Origin of the sequence: Peribacillus huizhouensis, from assembly GCF_014138605.1 — a bacterium.
GTDB lineage: Bacteria > Bacillota > Bacilli > Bacillales > DSM-1321 > Peribacillus > Peribacillus huizhouensis.
The window spans coordinates 168,700-192,269 of the sequence record NZ_JACJHX010000005.1 but is presented as its reverse complement, the minus strand read 5'-3'; the positions used below and the strand labels follow the sequence as shown (position 1 = coordinate 192,269).

General features: G+C 37.4%; 21 protein-coding genes. 2 read left to right on the top strand and 19 right to left on the bottom strand.

What is annotated here, in order from left to right:
- Positions 1–21: 21 nt before the first annotated feature.
- The 8 genes from HNP81_RS10340 to HNP81_RS10305 all read right to left on the bottom strand — a co-directional run bounded on the left by HNP81_RS10340 (position 22) and on the right by HNP81_RS10305 (position 9,948).
- A complete protein-coding gene (locus HNP81_RS10340) occupies positions 22–1,605 on the bottom strand; it encodes a copper resistance CopC/CopD family protein (RefSeq protein WP_182502578.1) in 1,584 nt (527 codons plus the stop codon).
- A gap of 1 nt (position 1,606) precedes the next feature.
- The gene (locus tag HNP81_RS10335) at positions 1,607–2,170 is read right to left on the bottom strand and encodes a DeoR family transcriptional regulator (protein WP_182502577.1); all 564 of its coding nucleotides are present in this window, start codon (positions 2,168–2,170) and stop codon (positions 1,607–1,609) included.
- Positions 2,171–3,050: 880 nt separating this feature from the next.
- The gene (locus HNP81_RS10330; RefSeq protein ID WP_182502576.1) at positions 3,051–4,070 is read right to left on the bottom strand and encodes a HoxN/HupN/NixA family nickel/cobalt transporter; all 1,020 of its coding nucleotides are present in this window, start codon (positions 4,068–4,070) and stop codon (positions 3,051–3,053) included.
- Positions 4,071–4,525: 455 nt separating this feature from the next.
- On the bottom strand, positions 4,526–4,945 hold the full coding sequence (nikR, locus tag HNP81_RS10325) for a nickel-responsive transcriptional regulator NikR (RefSeq protein WP_028393646.1): 420 nt from the start codon (positions 4,943–4,945) through the stop codon (positions 4,526–4,528).
- 12 nt (positions 4,946–4,957) lie between these two features.
- On the bottom strand, positions 4,958–6,547 hold the full coding sequence (locus tag HNP81_RS10320; protein ID WP_182502575.1) for an ABC transporter substrate-binding protein: 1,590 nt from the start codon (positions 6,545–6,547) through the stop codon (positions 4,958–4,960).
- Positions 6,528–8,153 (bottom strand): nickel ABC transporter ATP-binding protein NikE, encoded by a 1,626-nt coding sequence (gene nikE, locus HNP81_RS10315; RefSeq protein WP_182502574.1) that lies wholly within the window; start codon positions 8,151–8,153, stop codon positions 6,528–6,530. Before nikE ends, HNP81_RS10320 begins: the two co-directional genes overlap by 20 nt.
- Entirely contained in the window at positions 8,150–8,983 is an 834-nt protein-coding gene (locus HNP81_RS10310; protein ID WP_028393644.1) for an ABC transporter permease, read from the bottom strand. Before HNP81_RS10310 ends, nikE begins: the two co-directional genes overlap by 4 nt.
- Complete coding sequence (locus HNP81_RS10305) at positions 8,980–9,948, bottom strand: ABC transporter permease (RefSeq protein WP_182502573.1); 969 nt, start codon at positions 9,946–9,948, stop codon at positions 8,980–8,982. The genes HNP81_RS10310 and HNP81_RS10305 overlap by 4 nt, the downstream gene beginning before the upstream one ends.
- A 571-nt stretch (positions 9,949–10,519) precedes the next feature.
- Here HNP81_RS10305 and HNP81_RS10300 point away from each other — a divergent pair.
- Positions 10,520–11,530 (top strand): YpdA family putative bacillithiol disulfide reductase, encoded by a 1,011-nt coding sequence (locus tag HNP81_RS10300; protein WP_182502572.1) that lies wholly within the window; start codon positions 10,520–10,522, stop codon positions 11,528–11,530.
- Between the two features lie 83 nt (positions 11,531–11,613).
- Here the strand turns inward: HNP81_RS10300 and HNP81_RS10295 are convergent, their stop codons facing one another.
- From HNP81_RS10295 to HNP81_RS10280, 4 genes are all read right to left on the bottom strand, one after another.
- A complete protein-coding gene (locus HNP81_RS10295) occupies positions 11,614–12,540 on the bottom strand; it encodes a metal ABC transporter substrate-binding protein (RefSeq protein ID WP_182502571.1) in 927 nt (308 codons plus the stop codon).
- 36 nt (positions 12,541–12,576) lie between these two features.
- Positions 12,577–13,449, bottom strand: a complete 873-nt coding sequence (locus HNP81_RS10290) for a metal ABC transporter permease (protein ID WP_028393640.1) — start codon at positions 13,447–13,449, stop codon at positions 12,577–12,579.
- Positions 13,449–14,192 carry a metal ABC transporter ATP-binding protein gene (locus tag HNP81_RS10285; RefSeq protein ID WP_182502570.1) on the bottom strand — a complete coding sequence of 248 codons (744 nt, stop codon included), beginning with the start codon at positions 14,190–14,192 and terminating at the stop codon, positions 13,449–13,451. The genes HNP81_RS10290 and HNP81_RS10285 overlap by 1 nt, the downstream gene beginning before the upstream one ends.
- A gap of 970 nt (positions 14,193–15,162) precedes the next feature.
- The gene (locus tag HNP81_RS10280; RefSeq protein WP_084552472.1) at positions 15,163–15,318 is read right to left on the bottom strand and encodes a DUF1540 domain-containing protein; all 156 of its coding nucleotides are present in this window, start codon (positions 15,316–15,318) and stop codon (positions 15,163–15,165) included.
- Between the two features lie 365 nt (positions 15,319–15,683).
- On the opposite strand from HNP81_RS10280, the gene HNP81_RS10275 reads away from it, so the two are divergent.
- The gene (locus HNP81_RS10275) at positions 15,684–17,114 is read left to right on the top strand and encodes a PQQ-dependent sugar dehydrogenase (RefSeq protein ID WP_182502569.1); all 1,431 of its coding nucleotides are present in this window, start codon (positions 15,684–15,686) and stop codon (positions 17,112–17,114) included.
- A gap of 372 nt (positions 17,115–17,486) precedes the next feature.
- Here HNP81_RS10275 and HNP81_RS10270 read toward each other — a convergent pair whose 3' ends face one another.
- The 7 genes from HNP81_RS10270 to HNP81_RS10240 form a co-directional block, all read right to left on the bottom strand.
- The gene (locus tag HNP81_RS10270) at positions 17,487–17,876 is read right to left on the bottom strand and encodes a cupredoxin domain-containing protein (RefSeq protein WP_182502568.1); all 390 of its coding nucleotides are present in this window, start codon (positions 17,874–17,876) and stop codon (positions 17,487–17,489) included.
- 334 nt (positions 17,877–18,210) lie between these two features.
- Positions 18,211–18,318 carry an RNA chaperone Hfq gene (locus tag HNP81_RS24610; protein WP_376766740.1) on the bottom strand — a complete coding sequence of 36 codons (108 nt, stop codon included), beginning with the start codon at positions 18,316–18,318 and terminating at the stop codon, positions 18,211–18,213.
- A gap of 219 nt (positions 18,319–18,537) precedes the next feature.
- Entirely contained in the window at positions 18,538–19,245 is a 708-nt protein-coding gene (locus tag HNP81_RS10260) for an IS6 family transposase (protein ID WP_182502567.1), read from the bottom strand.
- Positions 19,246–19,373: 128 nt separating this feature from the next.
- Positions 19,374–20,006 carry a deoxyribose-phosphate aldolase gene (gene deoC / locus HNP81_RS10255; RefSeq protein WP_182502566.1) on the bottom strand — a complete coding sequence of 211 codons (633 nt, stop codon included), beginning with the start codon at positions 20,004–20,006 and terminating at the stop codon, positions 19,374–19,376.
- Between the two features lie 29 nt (positions 20,007–20,035).
- Positions 20,036–21,223 (bottom strand): phosphopentomutase, encoded by a 1,188-nt coding sequence (gene deoB / locus HNP81_RS10250; protein WP_182502565.1) that lies wholly within the window; start codon positions 21,221–21,223, stop codon positions 20,036–20,038.
- Between the two features lie 231 nt (positions 21,224–21,454).
- Entirely contained in the window at positions 21,455–22,387 is a 933-nt protein-coding gene (locus HNP81_RS10245) for an EamA family transporter (RefSeq protein WP_028394008.1), read from the bottom strand.
- 77 nt (positions 22,388–22,464) lie between these two features.
- Positions 22,465–23,283, bottom strand: a complete 819-nt coding sequence (locus HNP81_RS10240; protein ID WP_182502564.1) for a purine-nucleoside phosphorylase — start codon at positions 23,281–23,283, stop codon at positions 22,465–22,467.
- Between the last annotated feature and the right edge of the window lie 287 nt (positions 23,284–23,570).

Genomic DNA, 23,570 nt, shown 5'->3' with positions numbered 1-23,570 from the left:
CTCCAATCTTTTTATTAGCTTTTAGTACACAATAAAATTCTGACTGAATACATGCTCATTATCCTCTGAATCTAATATTCGCGTCTCCACGAGCCAATTCCCAGCAAACGGTAGATATTGGCCATCAACCATGTATTGAACATCCATTGATTGTTTTATCCCCGAAAATGGTACTTGAATCGGAGCGACATCAGGATTGTCTTGGTATTTTAAAAATAGCTCAACCCGTTTAATTGTTACACCCTCTTCATTAGAGCTTGCTTCAACCATAAAATGATTCGTACCAGGTACCTTTGGTGTGATCGTTGTCGTGAATTTGATATTCTTTTCTTGTTCGTGCCACACTAGTGGTTTGTTTTCTGGCATTGGACTTAAGTGAGTGAAGATCCCTACTATGATTAAAATGATGATCATCAGGCCGAAATCAATTTTCAACAATTTTCCAATTGCATTTTCCTGAGCCTTTTTCATGGTATATCGTAAAATAACGCCCGTTACAATGACTAATAAGACTAAGGCGACTTTGATTAAAAGCATAATCCCCCATGTAGTATAGAGCAGATAATGAACTTGGGGTAAAAAGATCAAGGTTGAAGCAATTCCTGTGACGAATAGAACAAGGATACTTATTAAAGCTACTTGAGAGAATATTGGTAAAAAGCGGAAAACGCGCTCTCGTTGCTTGTTCCAAAAAACAAGAATATAAAATAGCCCCCCTGCCCATATCGCAGCTGCGAGTAAATGGATGATATCTATCGAAATTGTACGAATCGGTGGATCAAATGCCATGGCATGTCCATTCATACTCTTTACTGCAAGAATCATTAATACCCACAATCTATCCAACCAGTTAAAACGGAGTAATAGTATAAAACCAGAGAGAGATAGTAGCATGGAAAGAAACCAAGATATCCCTATTGTCGTACCGGTTAATACGGACCAAATTTCACTTGGCGTCCAACTATCTAGCAGTTCTATAAATTGCATAAACCCCATGCCAATGGTTGTAGTCAAAAGCATAATTTGCAAATAGATAGCCCACTGTCGATAACTGGTCCTTATTTCTGGAATGTCCGATTTTTTCAAAGTCCCCCATATAATCCAACCAGTAGCAAGGAGCAATACAATATAATAAAGAACCCTTACTATAGAATTATAGATGCTATACAGAGCAGACTCGTTACCGGCTTTATCTAAATCAAGTTGGTTCATCTTGCTTTTTAGAACCGTTCCCTCACCTATTGAAATGACATAAGAACCTTTTACTGGATGACCATCTGCTGATAATACACTATATGATATGGCGTAGTTCCCGTTAGGCAGAGGCGGCAAATTTTGTTTTATGTATTTTTGATCTTTACCAATCTCTGTTCTACTTTTGCTAACTAGATCGCCATCCTCATTAAACACCTTTATCGAATAAAGTTCTTTTTCAAGTCTTTCATTAAACATAAGAACAATTTCTTTGGGCGAAGACTTTAAATGACTATCTGCAGCAGGAGTAGCTTTTTCTAGCAATGCATGAGCAAAAACTCCTTGTGGAACCGCAAAGATAAAAAATAGCAAACTTACTATTAAAATATTTCTTAGCAAAGTCTTATTCATACTAACAGCAACCTTTACTTTTTTCCCAATGTATTTCCATCACTTCCGAAAATGTTACAACGGTACCGCCAAACCCTCTTACAAATCTTTTTGCATGTTCTTTTTGGTTAAAGGGAAGAAGTTGCGGTTGGCAACAACCTAGATCAAGAGTTGTATCCATTACAAAGTAAGCGTTCCTAGCACTTATCGTTGTACTTGTAAAAAAATCGTCACACAATATCTCAAGAACCTCATGATCAAGCATTTGGTTACGTATGAAGCTACAATGCATACAACACGTGGTTTCTACTCTATTTTCTGTTAAAATTAATCGACAAGAGAGTCGAAAATTAATACTTTTATAACAAACCACACATTCATTTCGATTCGATACGTTTGTAGCTTGATTAGCCAAACTGATACCACCGAATGTTTTTACAACAAATCCTGACTCAACCATTGCTTTTATATCTCTATGGATGGTCATATCTGAAACCTTAAACTTTTTGCTTAACTCAGATATCTTAAGGGTTTTGCGACTTAAGACTAGCTCTTTGATCTGTTTCTGTCTCTCCCTCGCTAACAATCTATTACTTCCCCCTTCCCTTTATCTTATTACTTCTGACATACAAACCAAAACAAACCATAACAATTATTAACAAACTCTAACATTTATATTTCCAGTATACATATATGAATTACACTCAACAATCAGGAAAACCTTATTTTTATGACAATTATATGTCTTACTCGCATTAAAGAACCATCACTGCTCGGTTCATCAGATGAAGTTGTCTTAAAAAGGGTCTAATTCAATCCTTATGGGTCAGACTCGATTCATTTTTTCAAGTGCCCACAACATAAAATAAAGTAAAACTTCAATCAGTGTTCCACTGATTGTTAGTCCCGTTCGACTGTCGCTAAGATCTTCGCTTTCCCTTCAATCGACAGTACGAACTAGGGTTCAATGAATCACAGACTAAGTACGCCACGTCCTTTAGTCTTTCGTCTGTGTGACCCACATCCTATGGACGCAAACTTTACCTTTGAAGACTACAAAGGTAAGTTTCACTGTATCTCACCAATCGGGCATTTACTTTAAAAAGCGAGGCGACTAATGTAGGAACGTCTCCTAAGATCGCTCACGTCCTGCGAGCAACAGAGACGCCAACACATCCTCTGATAGTCCACAAGCATAAGATGGAATACGGCGTGGCGTAGTTTGCCACAGAGTATTACAGCTTATGATCTTAAGTAAGGCTAGGAGCCGCAACTAGATTGGCCAGTTGACCCCACCTACACTTCTCCGATTCTTCTAAACCTTGAGGTGGGGGGCTGCTCGTTAATGCGGGATAAACACTACAAAAAAGACCATTTTACCTTTACCTAAGGGAAAATCGTCTTTTTTCCTGTTTAGACTCGTGCCACCCAGAGTGAAAAATCAGGCATTCAGTTACAATAAAGAATTATTTAAGTGTATAACGCTCTTCGATCTTGTAATATTTCCAGATAAATACGGATACACCCCAAATAATTAAAAAGGCAGCCACTAAAAAATAGCCTAAATTCCCAAAATCGATTGCTGAAATATCATTCCACAATCCACCTGATAAATGCAGTTTTTCTGTTGTAATTTGTGCAAGTTCAACAATCCCTACCACTAGTGCCGCAACAACTGAAATCGCCGTTACTGTTAAATTGTAGTAAACTTTTCGAACTGGTTTATTATGTGCCCAAGCATAACTTTTCGTCATCATTATGCCATCTAACGTATCAAATAAACTCATACCAGCTGCAAATAATAATGGAAGTGAAATAATCCCGAGCACAGGTAAGTTACTTTTTGCTGCACCAGCTGACATCGTCAATAAGGAAATTTCTGTTGCTGTATCGAATCCTAAACCAAATAAGAACCCAATCGGATATATATGCCAGCTTTTTGTCACCACTTTAAATAATGGCTTTAAATAACGTGTAAAAAAGCCTTTAGCCTCAAACATTTTCTCTAAATCTGCTTCAGATACTTTTTCTTCTTTCAACCGGCGGAAAATTTTCCATAGTTGAATAAATAACATTAAATTTAATATCGCTAAAAATACTAAAAAAACGCCAGATACTGTAACACCGATAATGCCACCTATTTCTTGCATGCTAGACATGTATTTAGCAACAAACTTAACAGATACAGCTGTTATTACAGCTAATAAAAAGACGACTGTTGAATGTCCTAATGAGAAGTAGAATCCGACTCCTCTTGAATCTTTCTTTTGTGCAACTAATTTACGAATGGTGTTGTCAACTGCAGCAATATGATCAATATCAAACGCATGACGAATACCAAACACATACGCTGCGATCCCCAAGCCAATAAACGTTGGATGAGTAGGAGCTACTGTAAATAACGCTATGATTCCTAAGACATGGATTACTAAAACACCTAAAATATACCGATTCCATATAAAGTCTTTCCAGTCTCTCCCCTTCAATTCATCAACGACTCCCTTCCTTACGTAATGTACTTTCGAATTCCAATTACAGAAATAAGGATCAATAGCAAACTACATAATAAACGAAATACCGTTTTCGTATAGTTATCATGAGTACATAAACAATCGATTAACATACCGCAATATACAGTCTCTCTCACTTGTCTCCTTTAAAATATTTTGTCCGTTTCTCATCATACTTCTTCTAAAAATCAATTGTATAATTCTTCATATATCCCATTTTTAAAAATTTACTTTCTATAACCGGGTGATCCCAATTTTCATATTCATTATTACAATCAAATGCAACCTCCATCCGTGATTTAATCATTTCTCACGGATGGATAGTTATCTTCTATTGTCGATAATCTTCTGCTTATACATCGGCAAGGTTCGCTGTCTCTCAAATTAAGGTGAAGCAATTATACCTGTTAAACATGAAAAAACTCCATTCATTATACTTGCTCAACTGGTGCCACTGTAAATTTTCCATAACCGACACCTTTTAAACTTGTCAATTTATTACTGAGCTGCTGAATGTCTTTCGCTTTTCCCTTTACTACGATAAGTTCAAGACAACTGGCGTGATCCAAATGGAAGTGTGTAGTGGCCAAGATAAAATCGTGCATATCATGTTGGACTTTTGTAAGTTCATCTAGCAGATTTCTTTGGTGATGGTTGTAAAATAAAAGGATGCTTCCCGCCACAATTTGTTCTTCCTCTTCCCATGTCTGTTGAATAAGGGCGTCACGTACAAGATCACGGACAGCTTCAGAACGATTTTCGTACCCTTTCTGTTGGACTAAGTGATCAAATTTTCGAAGTAAATGACCCTCCATGGAAACTCCAAATCTTTTTAATGCTGAATCTTCCATTGCATCGTCCCCCTATTGTTTATCCCATTCTTCAATATTCCATAAAACTCCAGATCCATGATGCCCTAATGTACGAGTAGTAATGCCACTCACTTGTTTATTTACACCATATAAAGCATCTATATATACAAGAAAATTAAAAGCGGGATCTATTGCTAACTCCTGTTGGAACTGCTCATAAATTTTTGTTCGCTTCTCTTTATCCGTATTAATCCGCGCATCTGTTAATAGCTGATCTACTTTTGCATTTTGGTATGCATTCAAATTATAAAGACCGTCACCAATTTGGCTGCTGTGGAAAATGCGGTATGTGTGATCATCGGGATCAAATGGACTGCCCCAACCAATCATAAAGGCATCCGCTTCTTCAATTTTAATCGCCGACCAATCCAATGGCTTTAAGATGACTGAAACCCCGAGCGGCTTCAATTGTTCTGCTACAACATTGGCAAGCGCCACCCTGACAGGATCACTTATTGGTGAAACTAGTTCAAACTCCAAGCGTTTACCATCTTTAACACGTACACCATCGCTCCCTTTTTTCCAACCTGCATCTTCTAGTAATGTATTTGCTTTTTCGGGCTGATAAGAATACATGTCTTTTTGCGGTGCATTAGCCCATGATTTTTGTAGCGGACCGTAGGCTGGCTCCCCTTTCCCCGCTAACATGCCCTTTACAATTGCTTCGCGGTCAATTCCTAAATTCATTGCTTGACGAATTCTTGCATCCTTGAATAAAGGATTGCGGAAATTGTACATGACGGCCCGGTAATCTGCTGTTGAAATCGTCTTAACAGTAAAGTCATCTGCTGCTTTTACACTTGCAAGTTGATTAGGTTCCATAAGAGCAAGATCAATCTCTCCTGTCTTTAATTGTAATGCACGTGTATTAGCGTCCGGTACCGGTTTAAAAACGACTTCATCAAGCTTTGGTTTCACGCCATAATAAGTGTCGCTGCGCTCGACTGTAATTGTATGATCATTGCTCCACTCTTTCAGTTTAAACGGTCCATTTCCAACTGGATTCTGGTTAAAATCCGTTGTGTTAATATCTTCATCTTGCAAAATGTGTTTTGGAACAATGCCGACCTTCAGCTTGTCAAGCAAAGCCGGAAATGGATTACTTAAGATAATTTGTACTTGATTTTCTTTAAGGACATTAACTGCCTTTATTTCATTGAAATCACCTGAAATCGGTGAATTTGTCTTTGGATCGGTGATTTTATCTAATGTGAATTTAACATCTTCGGCTGTGACAGGCTCTCCATCCTGCCATTTTGCATCATCACGCAGCGTAAATGTGTAAGTCAACTGATCAGATGAAATTTCCCAATCTGTAGCCAAGTCCGCAACAATTTCATTATTTGCTGTCGGTTTTGTAAGGCCCCGGAAGATTAAGCTATCAAGCTCGCTATGCTCTTCTTCATCTAGTACTGGATTTACCTGTTCGATTTCCGCCTCTATTCCATAGACAAGCTGTTTGGTTGTTTGGGATTTATCTGCAGATTTCTCTCCAGCCTTGTCCCCAACACATCCTGAAAGTAACAACATACTTGAGACAAATGTTGATATAAGTACCGTTTTAGTTTTTTTGAATTGCATATTCTTTTCCCCCCAATTTGTTTTTTTCATGTATTCGATCACTAGGATGCAAAGTGAGCATCGACGATAATAAACAATTTGTATAGAAATTTATTGAAGAACTTAGCTCATTTGCATTTGCCTCTTCAACAATTCTTCCATCATCCATAACGAGAATACGATGGCAAAGTGCCATTGCTGCGCGAATATCATGAGAAATAAAGAGAATGGCCGTTTTTCCCTTTTTGTTAATCTCCTGCAAAAGTGACAACATTCTTGCTTGAGAACTCATATCTAAGCTGGCAAACGGCTCATCTAAAATGAGAAGCTCCGGCTCCAATAGAAGTGCCCTTGCAATCGCAACTCGCTGCTTCATTCCTCCTGAAAGCTCATAAGGGTACACGGAACAGATTTTTTCATGCAGACCGACCTTCTGCAATACTTCCTTAACTTTCTTGTGTTTGTTGTCACTTTTCTCTTTCCAATAATCCAGTCCTTCTCCAACAATTTTCTCTACATTCCAGCGAGGATCAAATGATGCTAGTGGATCCTGATGTACCCATTGCACACCTTTTCGAAATGGAGGGTCGCCATGCCAGGTGATTTTCCCCTGCTCATAAGGCTCTAATTGCAATAGTAAGCGGGAAAGGGTGCTTTTTCCACTACCACTCTCACCAATCAACCCAACAATCTCCCCTTTTTGAATGTGAAAGCTGACATCTCTCACTGCTTGTATAGATTGCTTGCGAAACCATTTCTTTTTAAAATAAGCTTTACCTACATTTTCTACTGTGACGAGTGGCCCACCAACGGCTTGATTTAGCTGCTCACGTATATTTGTAAGTTCCCGGTGATAGTGTAGCAATTGCTTCGTGTGCTCGTGAACGGGCTGATCAAATAATGGAACCACGGGGGCAGTCTCGACAACCGTTCCATTTTTCAAAACAACAACGTAATCTGCCATCTCCGCGACCACTCCGAGGTCATGTGTGATAAAAAGAACGCTGCCTCCTGTGCGGGTGCTCCAATCCTTGATTAGATGAAGGACTTCCGCCTGAATACGCGAGTCTAGTGCTGTTGTCGGTTCATCTGCAATCAGCAACAGAGGATTAAGTGCCAAAGCAAGTGCAAGCTGAACACGCTGCCGCATCCCCCCTGAAAGTTCAAACGGATACGATTCATATACATTTTCTGCGTTTTGTAACTGCATATCCTCCAATAATCGAATCGCCCGCTCTTTTACTTCTTTCTTGGAAAGTTCCGTATGAGTGGAGAATAGCTCCAAAAAATGCTGCCCAATGGTTCGCAAGGCATCAAAGGTAGCAGATGTATCTTGAAACACAAATCCCACTTGCGTTCCGCGATAAAATTGCCTTTGCTTTTTGTTCATAGTAAGCACGTTTTTATGATTAAATTCAATCTTACCGGAAGAGATGGCCATCCCTTTTGGCAGTAAATTAAGCATGGCTTTTGCAGTGATACTTTTTCCAGAACCACTTTCACCAATAATGGCAACAATTTCTCCTGTCGGTACAACAAATGAAACATGATCCAAAAGCTGCTGTTCCTCATGATCATTCTGAAGCTGTATAGAAAGGTCCTCAACTATTAATAGATATTCCTTCATTTTCTCCCTCCTTTCTTTATTTGTGGTAGTGCAAATCGGTCTTGCAGTACATCACCTAAAAAAGTAACCGCTAGAACCGTACAGGTAATTAGCAGGCCTGGAAACAATGCAATCCACCATGCGCCAGATAATAAATAACTTTGCGCCCCCATTAACATATTTCCCCATGACGGTTCGTGGGGAGGTATGCCAATCCCTAAAAAGCTTAAAGTGGCCTCTGATAAAATGGCATGGCTCACTCCGCTAATGGACATCACGATAATTGTAGGTAAGCACTGTGGCAGTAAATGTCGAGTGAGTAGTTGAGTTGATGAAGCTCCAACCACAACTGAAGCTTGGATGAAAGTTTCTCCTTTCAACGACATTATTTCTGTTCGGATTAAACGGGCGATCGGCATCCAACTTGTCATGCCGATAATAACAACAACTGAAAGCAAGCTGGATGGGATAAATACTTGAATACCGATCATTAGCAGGATGCTCGGAATGCTTAGGAGTGCATCAAGTATTCTCATCATGATTCGGTCGGCCACTCCGCCTAAAAATCCACTGATAACCCCGAATCCTGCGCCAATCACAATTGCAATGATCATAGCCGCCGCTCCAACAGTAAGTGATATCCGCCCCCCGTACAACAATCGTGTCAATACATCACGGCCCAGTTCATCCGTTCCAAATAAATGAGCAGCACTTGGCGGTTGCAAAGTTTTCGCTAATCCTATCGAAAGTGGATCATAAGATGTTAATACAGGCGCCAATATTGTCGCCAAAAGCAAGAACAAGAGATAACACAGAAGACCATTTACAAGCCATTTTCTTTTTTCACTCATCTGCCTTCCTCCTTCAACAGATGCCGCCGCAGTCTCGGATCAATCCAGGCACAAATGAGATCCACCATGAAACTACCAATAATGACGATACTCATACTCAGTAATATGGCTGCCAATAAAACCGGATAATCATGTGCAAGCGCTGCTTTTAATGAAAGTCTCCCAAGACCTGGCCATGAAAACAATGTTTCTACCACAACTGAACCAGCTAATGAAAGTGAAAGCGACATCCCCATAAAGGAAAGATAGGGAATTGAAGCATTTGGAAAGATATGTTTCCAAAGAATCGTTCTCTTAGAAATACCGCGTGCCTGAAGAGCCCAAACAAACTCTTTTTCCTGTGTGACAGCGATGTGGTTGCGCAATATACGGATATAATAACCAATATGGGACAAGCCCAGAATAAAAGCAGGCATAATAAGATGTTTCAACCAATCTCCTATTCCTCCTTGCCCCATCCCAGATGTTGGTAATACTCCTAAATAAACGGAGAAGAATAGCATGAGCATTAAAGCAAACCAAAATGATGGAAGCGACATGAAGATAAAAGAAGCAACGGTGACAGCATGGTCAAAAAACGAATAACGCCGGAGACCGGTGATAACTCCTAAAAAAAGAGACAAGACGATCGTGATAACTGCAGCCGCTAACATAAGGATAATGGTCGGTTCAACCGCATGAGCGATCATCATTTTTACTTCTTCACCCGTGTTGTATGACCGTCCCCAATCTCCTTGTAGCACACCCATGAACCACTTAGCATACTGAGTATAAATAGGTTCATCCAAACCTAGATTTTCAGCAATACGGATCTGGTCAGCCTTGCTCATTTTTTGAAGCTGATCACCATACATGGCTGCTGCAGGACTACCCGGCAGCATTCGAATAAACGCAAAACAGAGAATACTTCCAATAAGAAGTACTACAATCGATTCACTTAATCTTGAAACAATAAATCTAAGCATATGCCCTCCTTTTTTCTTTATGCAAATCAAAGAACGAACTGCTTTGTATTGCATTTATAAAATTCATTGCCAAATTCTCATAAAAGTGACACACTTTTCGAAATACGTAACACGAATGTACCTAAGTGGCAAATTATTCTCTTAGAAATTCCCCTATGTAATCATACATGTGACACGATTATCCCAATCTGTAACACGGATATACATATTGAATGGGATTTTTACAAACATCAATGCTTATACTATTATCCTTACACCGATTATGCAAGTTTTATGACAGTCCTTTTTATAAAAAATTCACAATATCATCTGGTCGGAGTGGATATAACTTAAAAAATCAAATCATTGCTAATTCTAGTGTTACAAATTTTTCAAATTATTAAATCAAGCAACAGAACGCGGAAATTGGATTCTTTAATTATGACAGTACGACATATAATTTATTCTCAAATAATAGTAGTACTTTTCAAGTATCTACGTATGAACACAATTGATTATTGCAAAAAAAAACCAGGGAAAGTATCCTTAGCCTCTACATAGGTAAAAATGAAGTAATTAGGAGAAATTATAAATGGAGGATTATCAGATCATGTATGATGTTGTCATTATCGGCGGCGGGCCATGCGGCTTAGCTACTGGCCTTGCTTTACAAGAAAAAAGGATCAGTTATGTCATTATTGAAAAAGAAGCGATTGTGAATTCCATTGTTAATTGTCCATTGGATATGCGCTTCTACAGTACTTCAGATCGTTTGGAAATAGGAAATATCCCATTCTTATCTCAAGAAGTACGCCCGACACGAACAGAGTTGTTAAAATATTATCGACTCGTTACAGAACGACAAGCTATTAATATTAAATGCCATCAAAAAGTTGAACATGTTTCAAAAGATGAAGATTCTTATACTGTATATACCGTTGATCGAATGGGTACAAATAGTTCCTATCAGACACGAATGATTGTCATCGCTACCGGAATCTTTGATCATCCGAAAAGAATCGGTGTTGAAGGGGAAAACCTAGATAAAGTTATGCACTATTACAAAGAAGGACATTCCTTCCACGGCCAAGACGTAACCGTAGTTGGCGGGAAGAACTCCGCTGTTGAAGCAGCGATTGACCTGTATCGAAACGGGGCGCGTGTCACACTTGTCCATCGTGGGGACACTGTTTATAAAGGAATTAAACCATCTTTACTGTTGGATATCCGAAATTTTGTCGAAAAGGAAAAAATAAAATTTTATCCTGATTCCAGTGTTGAGGAGATCAATGAAACAAACGTTTGCATACAAACTCCAGATGGTCCGGTCACAATTCCAAATGACTATGTATTTTCACTGATTGGCTATCAACCAGATACAACAATGCTTCAAAACATGGGGATTACAATTGATTCTCAGACATTAGTACCTACCTTTAATCCAGACACTTATGAAACAAACGTTACAAATGTTTTTCTTGCGGGTGTTGTAACAGGAGGCATTACCAATCGTGTTTATATTGAAGATGGACGATTCCATGGATTGAAAATTGCAGCTGAAGTTGAACAACGTCGTAACAGACAAGCATTGAAAAGCAGCTGATTTATTATCTACTTAGCGAAGAAAACTCCCCCAAGTGCTAAATTCTGCCACATAGGAGGAGTTTTTTCGTGAATGCGATTTTCTTATTCTAATCCACTATGAATCATCTCTAAATTCCATTTCATCATTTTAAGATAACTATCTCCATCATGACCTGGTTTTCCTGTTGAATCTGTAAATACTTTGCCTTTAATTTTAACTCCGGTTTCACCTGAAAGACTTTCCATGCTTCTCGGATCTACACTTGTTTCCACGAATAATGCAGGAACTTTCTTCTCCTTCACAATATCAACGATCCGTTTCATTTGATCTGGCGTTCCTTGGTTTTCAGTATTAATTTCCCAAATATATTGAGCGTCAAGTCCATAAGCAGCTGAAAAATACTTGAACGCCCCTTCACTTGTGACTAATACACGGCGCTGTTCTGGAATATCGGCAAATCGACTAACTGCATCGTCATGTAGCTTTTGTAACTCATTCATGTACTTTTCAGCATTTTTTTGATAAGTTTCTTTATTCGTAGGATCTTTCTCGATTAACACATCACGCGCGTTTTTTGCGTATTTAATACCATTTTCTATATTTAACCAAGCATGTGGATCTTGTTCTGTTTCTTTTCCTTTAGAAGTTAAATATTTAGGCTCAACTCCCTTGCTTAATACATATACAGGTGCATCTTTGCCGCTTTTTCCTGTTGTTTCAAGCAGTCGATCAAACCATCCGTTTCCGGTTTCTAAGTTCAATCCATTCTGAAATACGATGTCAGCGTCCGCTGTTTTTTGAAGATCTCGTGGCAATGGATCATACTCATGCGGATCCGTTCCAACAGGTACAATGCTGTAAATGTCGATTTTATCACCACCGACATTTTTTACAATATCGTAAAGAATGGAGTAAGTCGTGACTACTTTTAATTTATCATCCTTCTCTTTTGTGGATGTGTTCGCTTTTGGTGAGCATCCACTGATTACAAATAGTGCAATTAAAAATAATAACCCGATTTTTTTCATTGCGTTCCCCTCCTTTTTTTAACTTTTTATGATCCTTTAAGAGTATGACTTATCTCGTAATGCAGATTTCACCTTTCTTGCTCTAATTGTTCTAAAAAGCACACCTTGTTTAGGTGAGAATAAAAATGCCAAAGTAAAGAGAAATGCGCTGACCAAGACGATCGCCGCTCCAGAGGCTACATTGTAAATAAGACTTAAAAACAAACCGAAAATTGCTGATATTGCGCCAAATGCTGCAGACATGAAAATCATGACCGATAAACGATTGGTCAGTAGATAGGCTGTTGCAGCAGGTGTAATTAACATCGCGACAACGAGAATGACACCAACAGTTTGTAACGAAGCGACCGTTACCATCGTTAATAATGTCATTAAGAAGTAGTGAATTAAACGATTAGGTAATCCATATGCAGCTGACATGGTTGGATCGAAAGAACTGACAAGCAATTCTTTATAGAAGAAATAGACTGCTGCGAGAATAATAATCCCAATAACTAATGTGATCCACATATCTGAAGTACGGACGGCCAGCACATTGCCAAATAATATATGGTATAGATCAGTTGAGCTTTTGACCAATGAAATAAGAATAATCCCAATGGCAAAAAATGCTGTGAAAATAATCCCAATGGCAGCATCATTTTTGATCCGGCTATTTTGACTAACATATCCTATTCCAACGGCAGTTAGGACCCCGGTTAACACTGCTCCGAAGAAAAAGTTTATACCCAGCATGTAGGATATGGCTACCCCTGGTAGCACTGCATGTGATATAGCATCTCCCATCAATGCCATTCCCCTTAGAATGATAAAGCAGCCAATCACACCACATATAATCCCAACCATTACCGAGGTTAATAAGGCCTTTTGTAAAAACGTATATTCCAATAATGCATGGATAAACTCCATTAGACGGTCACCTCATTTTGTTTCATAAATGTAAGTTGTGATTCGTAAGCTTTCATCATAATTTCAGGACGAAATACCTCACTAACAGGGCCTACATCAATAAGCTCCTTATTTAATAATATAAGTTCATCAAAATAAGTATTTGCTTTACTCAAATCATGATGAACAACAAACACGGACTTTCCCTCGTCACGTAACTCTTTTAGAATTCTCACGATCGTTTCCTCACTTGTAATATCAATCCCAACGAATGGCTCATCTAAGCAAAATAAATCTGCTTTCTGCGCTAGCGCTCTCGCAAGGAAAACACGCTGCTGCTGTCCACCGGAGAGCTCTCCAATTTGCCGCTGACTAAATTTCTCCATTCCGACCTTTTCTAAACAGTGGTAGGACCATTCTCTATGTTTCTTTTTCGGTCGGCGAAATACGCCTAAACTCGGATAAGTTCCGAGAAGAACTGTATCAATCACTGATATGGGGAAGGTCCAATCCATATCACTCCGTTGTGGAACGTAAGCAATTTTTTTACGCATTTCATTGATTGATTTACCAAACACTACAACTGTACCTTGATCTTTTGGAATCAGTTCAAGTAAAGATTTAAGGAGTGTAGACTTCCCTGCTCCATTTGGTCCAATAATACCTACCAAATTCCCTTTTTCAATGTTGAAATTTATATTACGTAAAGCTTCATTGCCATGATAAGAAACAAATAAATTTTGAACAGACATTGCATACGTCATTTTCTAGACAACTCCTTACTTCATAATGTTCTATTAAATGAAACTTCAATCAGTGAAGGCTTTCTTCTTTAGCTGACCCAATCGGGCTTTTACGAGCAGTTAGCCTCACCTACGCTTCTTCGATTCTTCTAAGTCTTAAAGTAGGGGGCTTACTACCTGTTAATGCAGGATACAAGGTCTTTCCTAAAGTCATAGATTATAGTTAGAGTTATGTTTTTAGACCGAGCTTAAATATTTAACACATCGACAAATTTGTTGCACCGAGTAAACTTTTATATTTAATATCTTATTATGCTCTAGTCATTTTGTAAACAATAATTTTGATAATTTTAATTAATCACCATATTGTTCTAACCTCGTTCAGCTTGAAGGGGATTAGATTATTTTTTAGATAAATTAATAGGGATTGTTTAGTTCACATTATAAAAACGGATACTTCCAAAAAAAAGGGAGTGCTTTATTCACTAAATTGATAAGAGATAGCCACTCAAGGTCTAAAAGAATTCATAATGTGGAAGAATGCGGGGGCTACTTTCGGTTAATGCGGGATAAAAATTAATTTTTTATGGCCTTCGTTTCATACGTATCCATACTTATTCCCTTTTGAAAAGTCGATAAAGTCCATTTAAAATTAATTTCCATAAGATTGAATGAAAATGATTGTTATTATCAATACTATAAAGAGAAACTTCAATTAGTAAGGATTTTCTTCATTACTAATTGTTAGTCCGCTCTAGTGTCGCTATTATCACCAATCGGGCATTTACGGGCAAGTTATTCGCACCTAAGCTCCTTCGATCCCTCTAAGCATTAAAGTGAAGGTTTTACTGCCCGTTAATGCGGGATAAATAGGAAAAGGATGCCCTATACAGATCTACCCCACAGCTACGACAAACAATTTACACTAAAGTGGATAAACTGTTTGTTGTGTGCTAGGCTAGATCCAATCGGACATCCTCGCAAATTTTACTTAAACTTCAGGAACAAATGTTTTGCAATCCGTTTCTTCGCTATTGGATGCTTCTTTGCCCTTATGACTTACTACATAAATGGACTCGGCTTTACATTGATTACCAGAATCCCAATACTTGCAGTTATTTACCTCACATAAAACATCTTGAGCCATGATATCACACCCCCTCCTTTATTATCATTAACAAATTTGAATGGGTTAATACTACATTTATTACGTATTAAGTTACTCTACATTTTTTTAATACTGTTAAATATCTCCTGCAGATTCTCAGAATTTCCATCATATTCATCTAAATCATTCAAGAATAATGTTAATTGGACTACCCACCACTTCATGAGCCCCACCTCCAACAAATATTTTAACCTTATGCTATTCACCGTTATCCAACTTAACTATAGATAACTGATTATGAAATCATAGTACTTTTTTATGACCGCCCTGGACCTAATTTGGTATTAATAAAACAGTTCTAATCATATTGTTATAAAAGAAAACTTAGAAGGAGTGTAAACTTGTTGATAAAAGTGAAGGTTAGTTTACGGCCCATTGTAAGTAAGCTAAATTTACCAACTGTTTTGAAAACAGCGATACTTCCGGGTGACTCAAAAGAAGCATTATTTATTGCAACCCAGGTAGGAGAGATTTTTTACATAAGAGAAGGAGTTATAAGGACTTTTTTAGATATTCGCCCGCGAATTGTAAAACTTGGTAATTCTGAACCAGGTGTTTCTCCTGGTGGATATGATGAACGAGGATTGCTTGGGCTAGCGTTTCATCCAGAATTTTATTATAACGGTCTGTTTTATCTTCATTATTCAGTAGCTGGAACACAAGGTCCAGCTGCTCTTTCTGAACCTTTTAGGCCTAACCCGTGTGATCCCAGAACTTTAAATCTAAGATGGATAAATAGAGAAACTCAATATGATCATATTGATACAGTTGAAGAATGGATTTTACCATCGAATGGTCAACCTGAAAAACGACGGACATTACTAAACTTAAGAAGACCATTTTTTAATCATAATGGTGTCAATAGCCTAAATTTTTCACCTGAAACAGGAAAACTTGTCTTAACCACCGGGGATGGTGGATCAGGCTATGATCCATTTAATTTAAGCCAAAATGATATGGAAATCGCCGGTAAAATAATTGAAATTGATGTAGTTAAGAATACATTTATCCAAAATCCACCCGTAGTCACACAGTTTAATGAACTTCCCGTACCTATTCAGGAAACACTTACGGTGATTGCCAAAGGTGTTCGGAATATACCGGGCATTTCATTTCAAAGGTTTTATAATCAATATATCAAATATGTGGGAAATGTCGGACAGGTTGTGGTAGAGTCAATTTTTTCTTTCGTTCAGAATAAAACAATACCGGTTACCCAGCTTGTTCAAGCTTTTTTAATGAAATCTGAAACTGACCAAGAAGGATTTATTAACTTTGGCTGGCGGGCGTGGGAAGGTGCTTTCCCTACTGCGACTATAATGGGCTGCTCTGCAAATCCAACTTTTGATGAGAAAACAATTGCTTATTACAATGAAGCAATAACTACTTCAGTGAAACGTATTCAGCCTATAACTAATTATTTTCATAAAGATCCCCGACCAGGTAAATTTGGAGGAACTGCACTTACAGGAGTGCAAGCCTATATGGGGAATGGAATCCCCGCTTTAACAGGAAGTGTTGTGTTTACCGATCTTGCCCTGAAGGAAGAATCTCAATCTCCGGCTAGAGGGGTTTTAGCTTATACTAGGATAAGAACAGATTGTAAACTAAATGATTTTAATGTTATTCAAACCGACTATAATTTTGGGTCTCAATCAGCTTATTATGTTAGTTTGGGGACGAATCTGGATCAAACCAGACTATATTTAGGAGTTTATGGCTCTATGAATGTGACTGATTTTAACCAAGGTACTGTTTTTGAGATTATTCCGTGATTCAAAACTATATAATTCGACTTAATACCTTCAATGCATGATCTACCGAATGACCTTATCAAAACAAAAACACGCTGAAGCCATTGAGGAATTATGAGATGTATGGATAAGCAATTGCCCACCAATTTGTTGGACTATTTATCGAGATGATTTGGAAGACTAAATCGTACATTTTAAAAAATGAACGACCGTTTTTTAATAGCTGGTATTTTTTCTCCCTTCTTCAACCTACCTGCCCCTCATACAATAGAGAGGGAGCTGCCGCAGCAACTCCTGGTTCTCAACAAACACACCCGTTTGTTTAATAATATTATTAATAAGCAAGTTACTATTGTTGCCTATTAACAAGCATGGCCCGATTGGCCCTGCTTGTTATTTGACTATTACATTTCCAACCATTCCTTCATTGAAATGGTACCGACATATCAATTCATATGTACCTGGCTTTTCCGGGTTCACGGTAATGGTTTTTTCTTTTCCCGGCTGGACTTCAGCATCAATTCCAAGTTTTTCCACCGTGAAGGTGTGTTCTTTCTTACCCTTATTTTTCAATATCAACGTTGTCGTTCTTCCATTGGAAATAGTGATGACTTTCGGATTAAAGTAATCATCGTTTATCTCGACCTCAATATCTTTCACCGTCTCCATAGGTTGTGTTACGACACCGGAATCGGCAAATACGCCGATTGAGCCTGAAGTGTTTACAAACACAATCATCGCAAGCAAAACTACCAATCCTGTTAAACACTTTTTCACAAACATTCTCAAGCCCTCCTATCCTATACATTATCCTTTCCAATTCGTGAAATATTATCACTAAAAATTGGGTTCCAACGTGCTTTCAAATAGGAACTCTTTTTATCTGAAACAGTGACAAGAAAAAGATCGACTCAAATGGACGATCTTTTGTAATCCATTCTTATTTAATTAACCTCCCTTTTGGTTTAAAGGGAGCTGCCGCAGCAACTTAATATAAATGTTATTCCAGTAGTAGTCTTTAATCCAACCGTTGTTATAAAATTTACTTAATACCGCTTTTAATGATTGTAACCGAATCAGTTTTGATCATACAAATTCTCCTAATTACCGATTACCTTTAACTGTTTATATAAATAGTAGACTGTTTTCTATTTGAGTTAACAACTATTGAGTATTTATCGTACCCTTCAATGGTTCCTTTTATACGGAAACCTTCAAGACTTATTATTCGGTTAGTTCTCTTAATGCTCTCGATCTACGAACTATAAGAATTTTCCATCTGGATCGCAAAAAAACATGGTATTATTAATCTCAATGTAATGTAAACCTCTTTTTCGCCAACCAAGCGCCGCCAATTACATCAGCATCATTACCTAATGGCTGGTTCTGGTGCGAAAATAATGCACTAGAACCACAGAGTGGTAATACCCTGTTAACCTTGGGATTAAGCAGCTACTCCGAACAACTTATGAATGAATTCAACCTCATTTTGGGCAGACCTTGCCCGTTGATGAGGTTGATCTTTTTTAACCATATGCATAGCTTCGATACCACTCAAAATATTGGTGGCTGTTCGAAACGGTTTCAATCCCAACATAGAACGGACCCGTTTTTTTATAAAACGATGATCTTGTTCCACAATGTTGTTCAGATACCGTATTTGTCGTACTCGTATGCCTTCTGGCATACTTTTTTCTTCTTTTAACTCTTGAATCGCTACAGGATAAACTGGGTTCTTATCAACCGTAATCACACGTGGAGTTGTAGAATGGCAAGTAGCCAAGGCTTTCTTAAAAAAGCACTTGGCTGCTTGTTTATCTCTTAATTCACTTAGATAAAAATCAATCGTATTCCCTTCTGAATCAACTGCACGATACAAATACATCCATTGTCCTTTTACTTTTATGTATGTTTCATCTACTCTCCATGAATCATTGGTCTGCTTGAGATGACGACGAATTCTCTTATCTAAATCAGGGCCATATTGATGTACCCAACGCATAATCGTTGTGTGAGCCATTGATAGGCCACGTTCCTCCATCATTTCTACAAGATTACGAAAACTAAGGTCGTACCGTAGGTACCATCTGACAGTGAGAGGAATAATTTCTGGTTGATAATGTTTCCATTTAAATAAATTTTCCTTAGACATACTGATGACACACCTTTTTTAGAGTAATAGTATCAGTATGTCCAAGATTTAGAGATTAATTGTAATTGTCTTGAAGTTTTTGCACCAGAACCAACTACTTTATATTAGCTTCACCCACTTGTCTTCATTTAATATACGCCGTTACTTGTACCAATACGAGTTGCTCCTGCTTCTACCATTGCTTTCATAATCTCTGGAGTTCTAACACCGCCAGAAGCTTTAACACCTACATTTTCACCTACATGTTTTCTCATTAAGGCTACACCCTCTACAGTTGCACCACCTGTTGAAAAGCCTGTAGATGTTTTAATAAAATCAGCACCAGAATCACGTACAATGTCACTTACTTTTTCAATCTCTTCTTTTGTTAATAGACAAGTTTCTATAATTACTTTAACAAGCGCTTTACCTTTTGATTCTTCCACAACCGCTTCAATATCTTTTTGGACTACATCGTAATTACCCGCTTTTAATTCACCTATGTTAATTACCATATCAATTTCATTAGCACCATTTGCTATTGCATCTCTTGTTTCAAATACTTTTGTATTAGTAGTATTAGCCCCTAATGGAAATCCGATTACTGTACATACTTTTACATCAGAACCTTTCAATACTTCAGCCGCTAATGGAACCCAATATGGATTAATACATACAGATGCGAAGTCATGATCTAATGCTTCACGTAATGTCTTTTCTACAGCCGTTTTTGTTGTATCAGCTTTTAAAATTGTATGATCAATTATTTTATTGTAATTCATTTAATATTCCTCCTTAATTTAAAAAAGCATTAATTTAACTTTGATAATAAACTGTTCCCAAACTTAGGTAGTACCACGTTGAAATTATCTGCAATAGTTGCTCCAATGTCTGAAAAAGTTTTGCTTACTGGAAGTTCTTTTGGTTCTTTTATTTTCTTACTATATATAAGTAATGGAACATATTCACGTGTATGATCCGTTCCGTGATGAATTGGATCATTTCCGTGATCAGCCGTAATCATTAATAAATCATCATCTTTTAATTCTTTTAGCACTTCTGTAAGTCTAGCGTCGAACTCTTCTAACGCTTTTCCGTAACCAATAGGATCTCTTCGGTGACCAAATAAAGCATCAAAATCTACAAGATTTAAGAAGCTTAAGCCAGTAAAATCTGTATGGATTGTTTCCATAAGCTTATCCATACCATCCATATTAGACACTGTACGGAGAGATTTCGTTACACCTTCTCCATCATAAATATCTGAAATTTTACCAATTGCTAATACATCATAGCCTGAATCTTTTAATTCGTTCATTACCGTTCTTTCGTATGGCTTTAATGCGTAGTCATGACGATTTGCTGTTCTTGTAAAGTTTCCTGGCTCTCCTAAGAATGGACGCGCGATTACTCTACCTAACATATATTCTTCACGCAATGTCATTTCACGTGCAATTTTACAAATCTTATACAGCTCTTCAAGAGAAACAATTTCTTCATGCGCTGCAATTTGGATAACAGAATCAGCAGATGTGTATACAATTAATGCACCTGTTTTCATATGTTCTTCGCCAAGCTCATCTAGAATTCCTGTTCCGCTAGCTGGTTTATTACCGATTACTTTACGACCTGTTTTTTCTTCAAGCTCTTGAATTAACACATCTGGGAAACCATCTGGGAACACACGGAATGGTGTTTCAACATTAAGACCCATAATCTCCCAGTGTCCTGTCATCGTATCCTTACCATTTGAAGACTCTTGCATTTTTGTATGGTAAGCTAATGGATTTTCTGCCTTTTCTATACCTGGAATTTCTTCGATATTACTCAAACCTAACTTCGCGATATTAGGCATATTCAACCCGTTCATTTCCTCTGCTATGTGCAATAAAGTATGAGCGCCTTCATCCCGGAAATCCTCAGCATCCGAAGCTTCACCAATTCCCACAGAATCCATTACAATTAAAAATATACGTTTAAAATCTAAAGTAGTTTTCATTTTGAAGGACTCCTTTTTTCATGAAAGTAATGTATAGTAGTTTGATACGTACATTCTGTTCTATCTACTTTATAAAAATGATTAACTTCATTATATTTTTTATCTAATGTAAACCTTAACCTTTTTTAGTGGTACGACAACATTTGCCTAATCTATACTTAAAGAGAAAAGTTTTTATTTCATAATGATAAACAAAGAGTTGATTATTTTTTTATATCAAAATAATTGACCTTACCCTGCTTTCATTTTTTTAAACTTAAGAGATCCTATATGAGAGGAACCTTTTCTCCATAATTCCGGAAACGCTATACCAACTAAAATTAGGAGTATACCTACATATTGAGAAGTTCCTACATGTTCTTTTAATACAACTGCAGACATTAAAATTGCTGTAGGAAGCTCCATAGCTCCTAAGATAGATGCTAATCCAGCTCCTATTAGTGGAACTCCTTTGGAAAACATTAAGGTTGAAAAAAATGGGCCAAAAAAAGCTAAGGCAAAGCCAAACTTCAAAGCTAATTCTATTAGTAATTTTCCATTTGTAAAAAACGTGGGTGGTAAGATGAGCGCACAAATTACAAAACCACCCGAAATCATAAGTGCTGTTTTTGTAACAGGGTTTGCTTGCACAGCAACCTTTCCACTAAGAAGAATAAAGATAGTATACGACACAGCTGCTAGGAACCCATATAAAAATCCGAGCCAATGAACGCTGCTTAATCCAGTTGTAAATATATTGGTAGCGCTAAGTGTCCCTATAAATAAGGGAATTAATGAGAGTATTTTTCCCTTCCCCGGAATCTTACGATTTATAAGAGCTTCTATTAAAACTCCCATCCATGTAAATTGAAACAGAAGTACAATTGCTAATGAAGCAGAAATGTATTGGAGGGCAAGATAGTAAAACATTCCTGTTAATCCTGTTGTAGATCCAACAACAGTCAGCAGCAGAATTTCTTTTTTATTCGGCTTTAAGTACTTATGTGTGATTGTACGCTTTTTACTACCCAAAAGCACTCCTCCCCATAACAGTAGTGCCCCTATGAACATCTGTATTCCAACAACATCATTAACTATAAATCCGTCTTTATAAGCTAACTTTACAAAAGTGGACAATACTCCGTAGCTACAGGCTCCTAATATGATGTAAATGATACCTTTCAAAACCTCACCTCATTTTTCTAGTGTAGTTTTAAAAGAAGTAAAGAGAGGTAAAACACCCTTTACTTCTTTTCTCTCTATTACATTTCTTTTAAAATGCCCTTAACTAATTCAACAAATGTTGCTCTAACTCTACCTGCCACTTCAATGACTTCATCATGACTTAATGGTTGATCTAAAATTCCACATGCCATATTTGTTAAGCAAGAAATACCAAGTACTTTCATATTTCCATGAATAGCTACAAGAGCTTCTGGGACTGTTGACATACCTACAGCATCTGCTCCTAATGTACGAATCATGCGAATTTCAGCTGGAGTTTCGTAAGCTGGTCCACTCCACCAAGCATAAACACCTTGTTGTAAGGTAATATTTTGTTTTTCAGCTACCTTAGAAGCAAGATTGCGTAATTCTTTGTTGTAAACTTCAGAGACATCTGGAAAACGTGTGCCCAGTTCTTCGTTATTTGGTCCGATTAATGGGTTGTTTGCTACAAGATTTAAGTGATCTGTGATTAACATTAAATCCCCAGGTTGAAATGAAGTATTGATGGCGCCACATGCGTTTGTAATAATTAATTTTTCAACGCCAAGTGCCTTCATTACACGTACTGGGAAAGTTACTTCATCTAAAGTAAATCCCTCATAATAATGGAAACGACCCTTCATGGCTACTACAGTCTTTCCCTTTAATTCTCCAATTACCAATTCGTTTGCATGGCCAATTGCTTCAGATTTTGCAAAGTGAGGAATCTCACTATAAGGAATTTTGAAAGGGTTTTCTATTTCATCAGCAAGAGTTCCTAAGCCTGAGCCTAAAATCATTCCAATCATAGGACGATAATCTGTCTTACTCATAATGAAATCTCTAGTTTCTAAGATGTCTTGTACTTTGTGCATTACTAATTCCTCCTTGAATGAATATAAACGTATCTAAACTTAATTTGCTAATAGACAAACTGTTAAATCATGCAATACCTTCTGTAAAAATTGATGTTTCTTAACACTTCGTCAATAAAAGTTTAATTGATTTTATAGCTATTGTAAATAGAATAAAATTCATTTTGGTAAAAAGATATCAAAAATAATCTTAATTAACATTAAAAACAGTAAAAAAAACAGTTCTTTTTACATATTTAACAAAAAGAATAGTAGACCTAGCTTCTTCTTTTTTAATAAATCGGGTA

Coding starts and splice junctions, on each gene's coding strand:
- HNP81_RS10340 (WP_182502578.1), bottom strand. CDS start 1,605: ATGAATAAGACTTTGCTAAGAAATATTTTAATAGTAAGTTTGCTATTT.
- nikR (WP_028393646.1), bottom strand. CDS start 4,945: ATGGAAGATTCAGCATTAAAAAGATTTGGAGTTTCCATGGAGGGTCAT.
- HNP81_RS10320 (WP_182502575.1), bottom strand. CDS start 6,547: ATGCAATTCAAAAAAACTAAAACGGTACTTATATCAACATTTGTCTCA.
- nikE (WP_182502574.1), bottom strand. CDS start 8,153: ATGAAGGAATATCTATTAATAGTTGAGGACCTTTCTATACAGCTTCAG.
- HNP81_RS10310 (WP_028393644.1), bottom strand. CDS start 8,983: ATGAGTGAAAAAAGAAAATGGCTTGTAAATGGTCTTCTGTGTTATCTC.
- HNP81_RS10305 (WP_182502573.1), bottom strand. CDS start 9,948: ATGCTTAGATTTATTGTTTCAAGATTAAGTGAATCGATTGTAGTACTT.
- HNP81_RS10300 (WP_182502572.1), top strand. CDS start 10,520: ATGGAGGATTATCAGATCATGTATGATGTTGTCATTATCGGCGGCGGG.
- HNP81_RS10295 (WP_182502571.1), bottom strand. CDS start 12,540: ATGAAAAAAATCGGGTTATTATTTTTAATTGCACTATTTGTAATCAGT.
- HNP81_RS10290 (WP_028393640.1), bottom strand. CDS start 13,449: ATGGAGTTTATCCATGCATTATTGGAATATACGTTTTTACAAAAGGCC.
- HNP81_RS10285 (WP_182502570.1), bottom strand. CDS start 14,192: ATGACGTATGCAATGTCTGTTCAAAATTTATTTGTTTCTTATCATGGC.
- HNP81_RS10280 (WP_084552472.1), bottom strand. CDS start 15,318: ATGGCTCAAGATGTTTTATGTGAGGTAAATAACTGCAAGTATTGGGAT.
- HNP81_RS10270 (WP_182502568.1), bottom strand. CDS start 17,876: ATGTTTGTGAAAAAGTGTTTAACAGGATTGGTAGTTTTGCTTGCGATG.
- HNP81_RS10260 (WP_182502567.1), bottom strand. CDS start 19,245: ATGTCTAAGGAAAATTTATTTAAATGGAAACATTATCAACCAGAAATT.
- deoC (WP_182502566.1), bottom strand. CDS start 20,006: ATGAATTACAATAAAATAATTGATCATACAATTTTAAAAGCTGATACA.
- deoB (WP_182502565.1), bottom strand. CDS start 21,223: ATGAAAACTACTTTAGATTTTAAACGTATATTTTTAATTGTAATGGAT.
- HNP81_RS10240 (WP_182502564.1), bottom strand. CDS start 23,283: ATGCACAAAGTACAAGACATCTTAGAAACTAGAGATTTCATTATGAGT.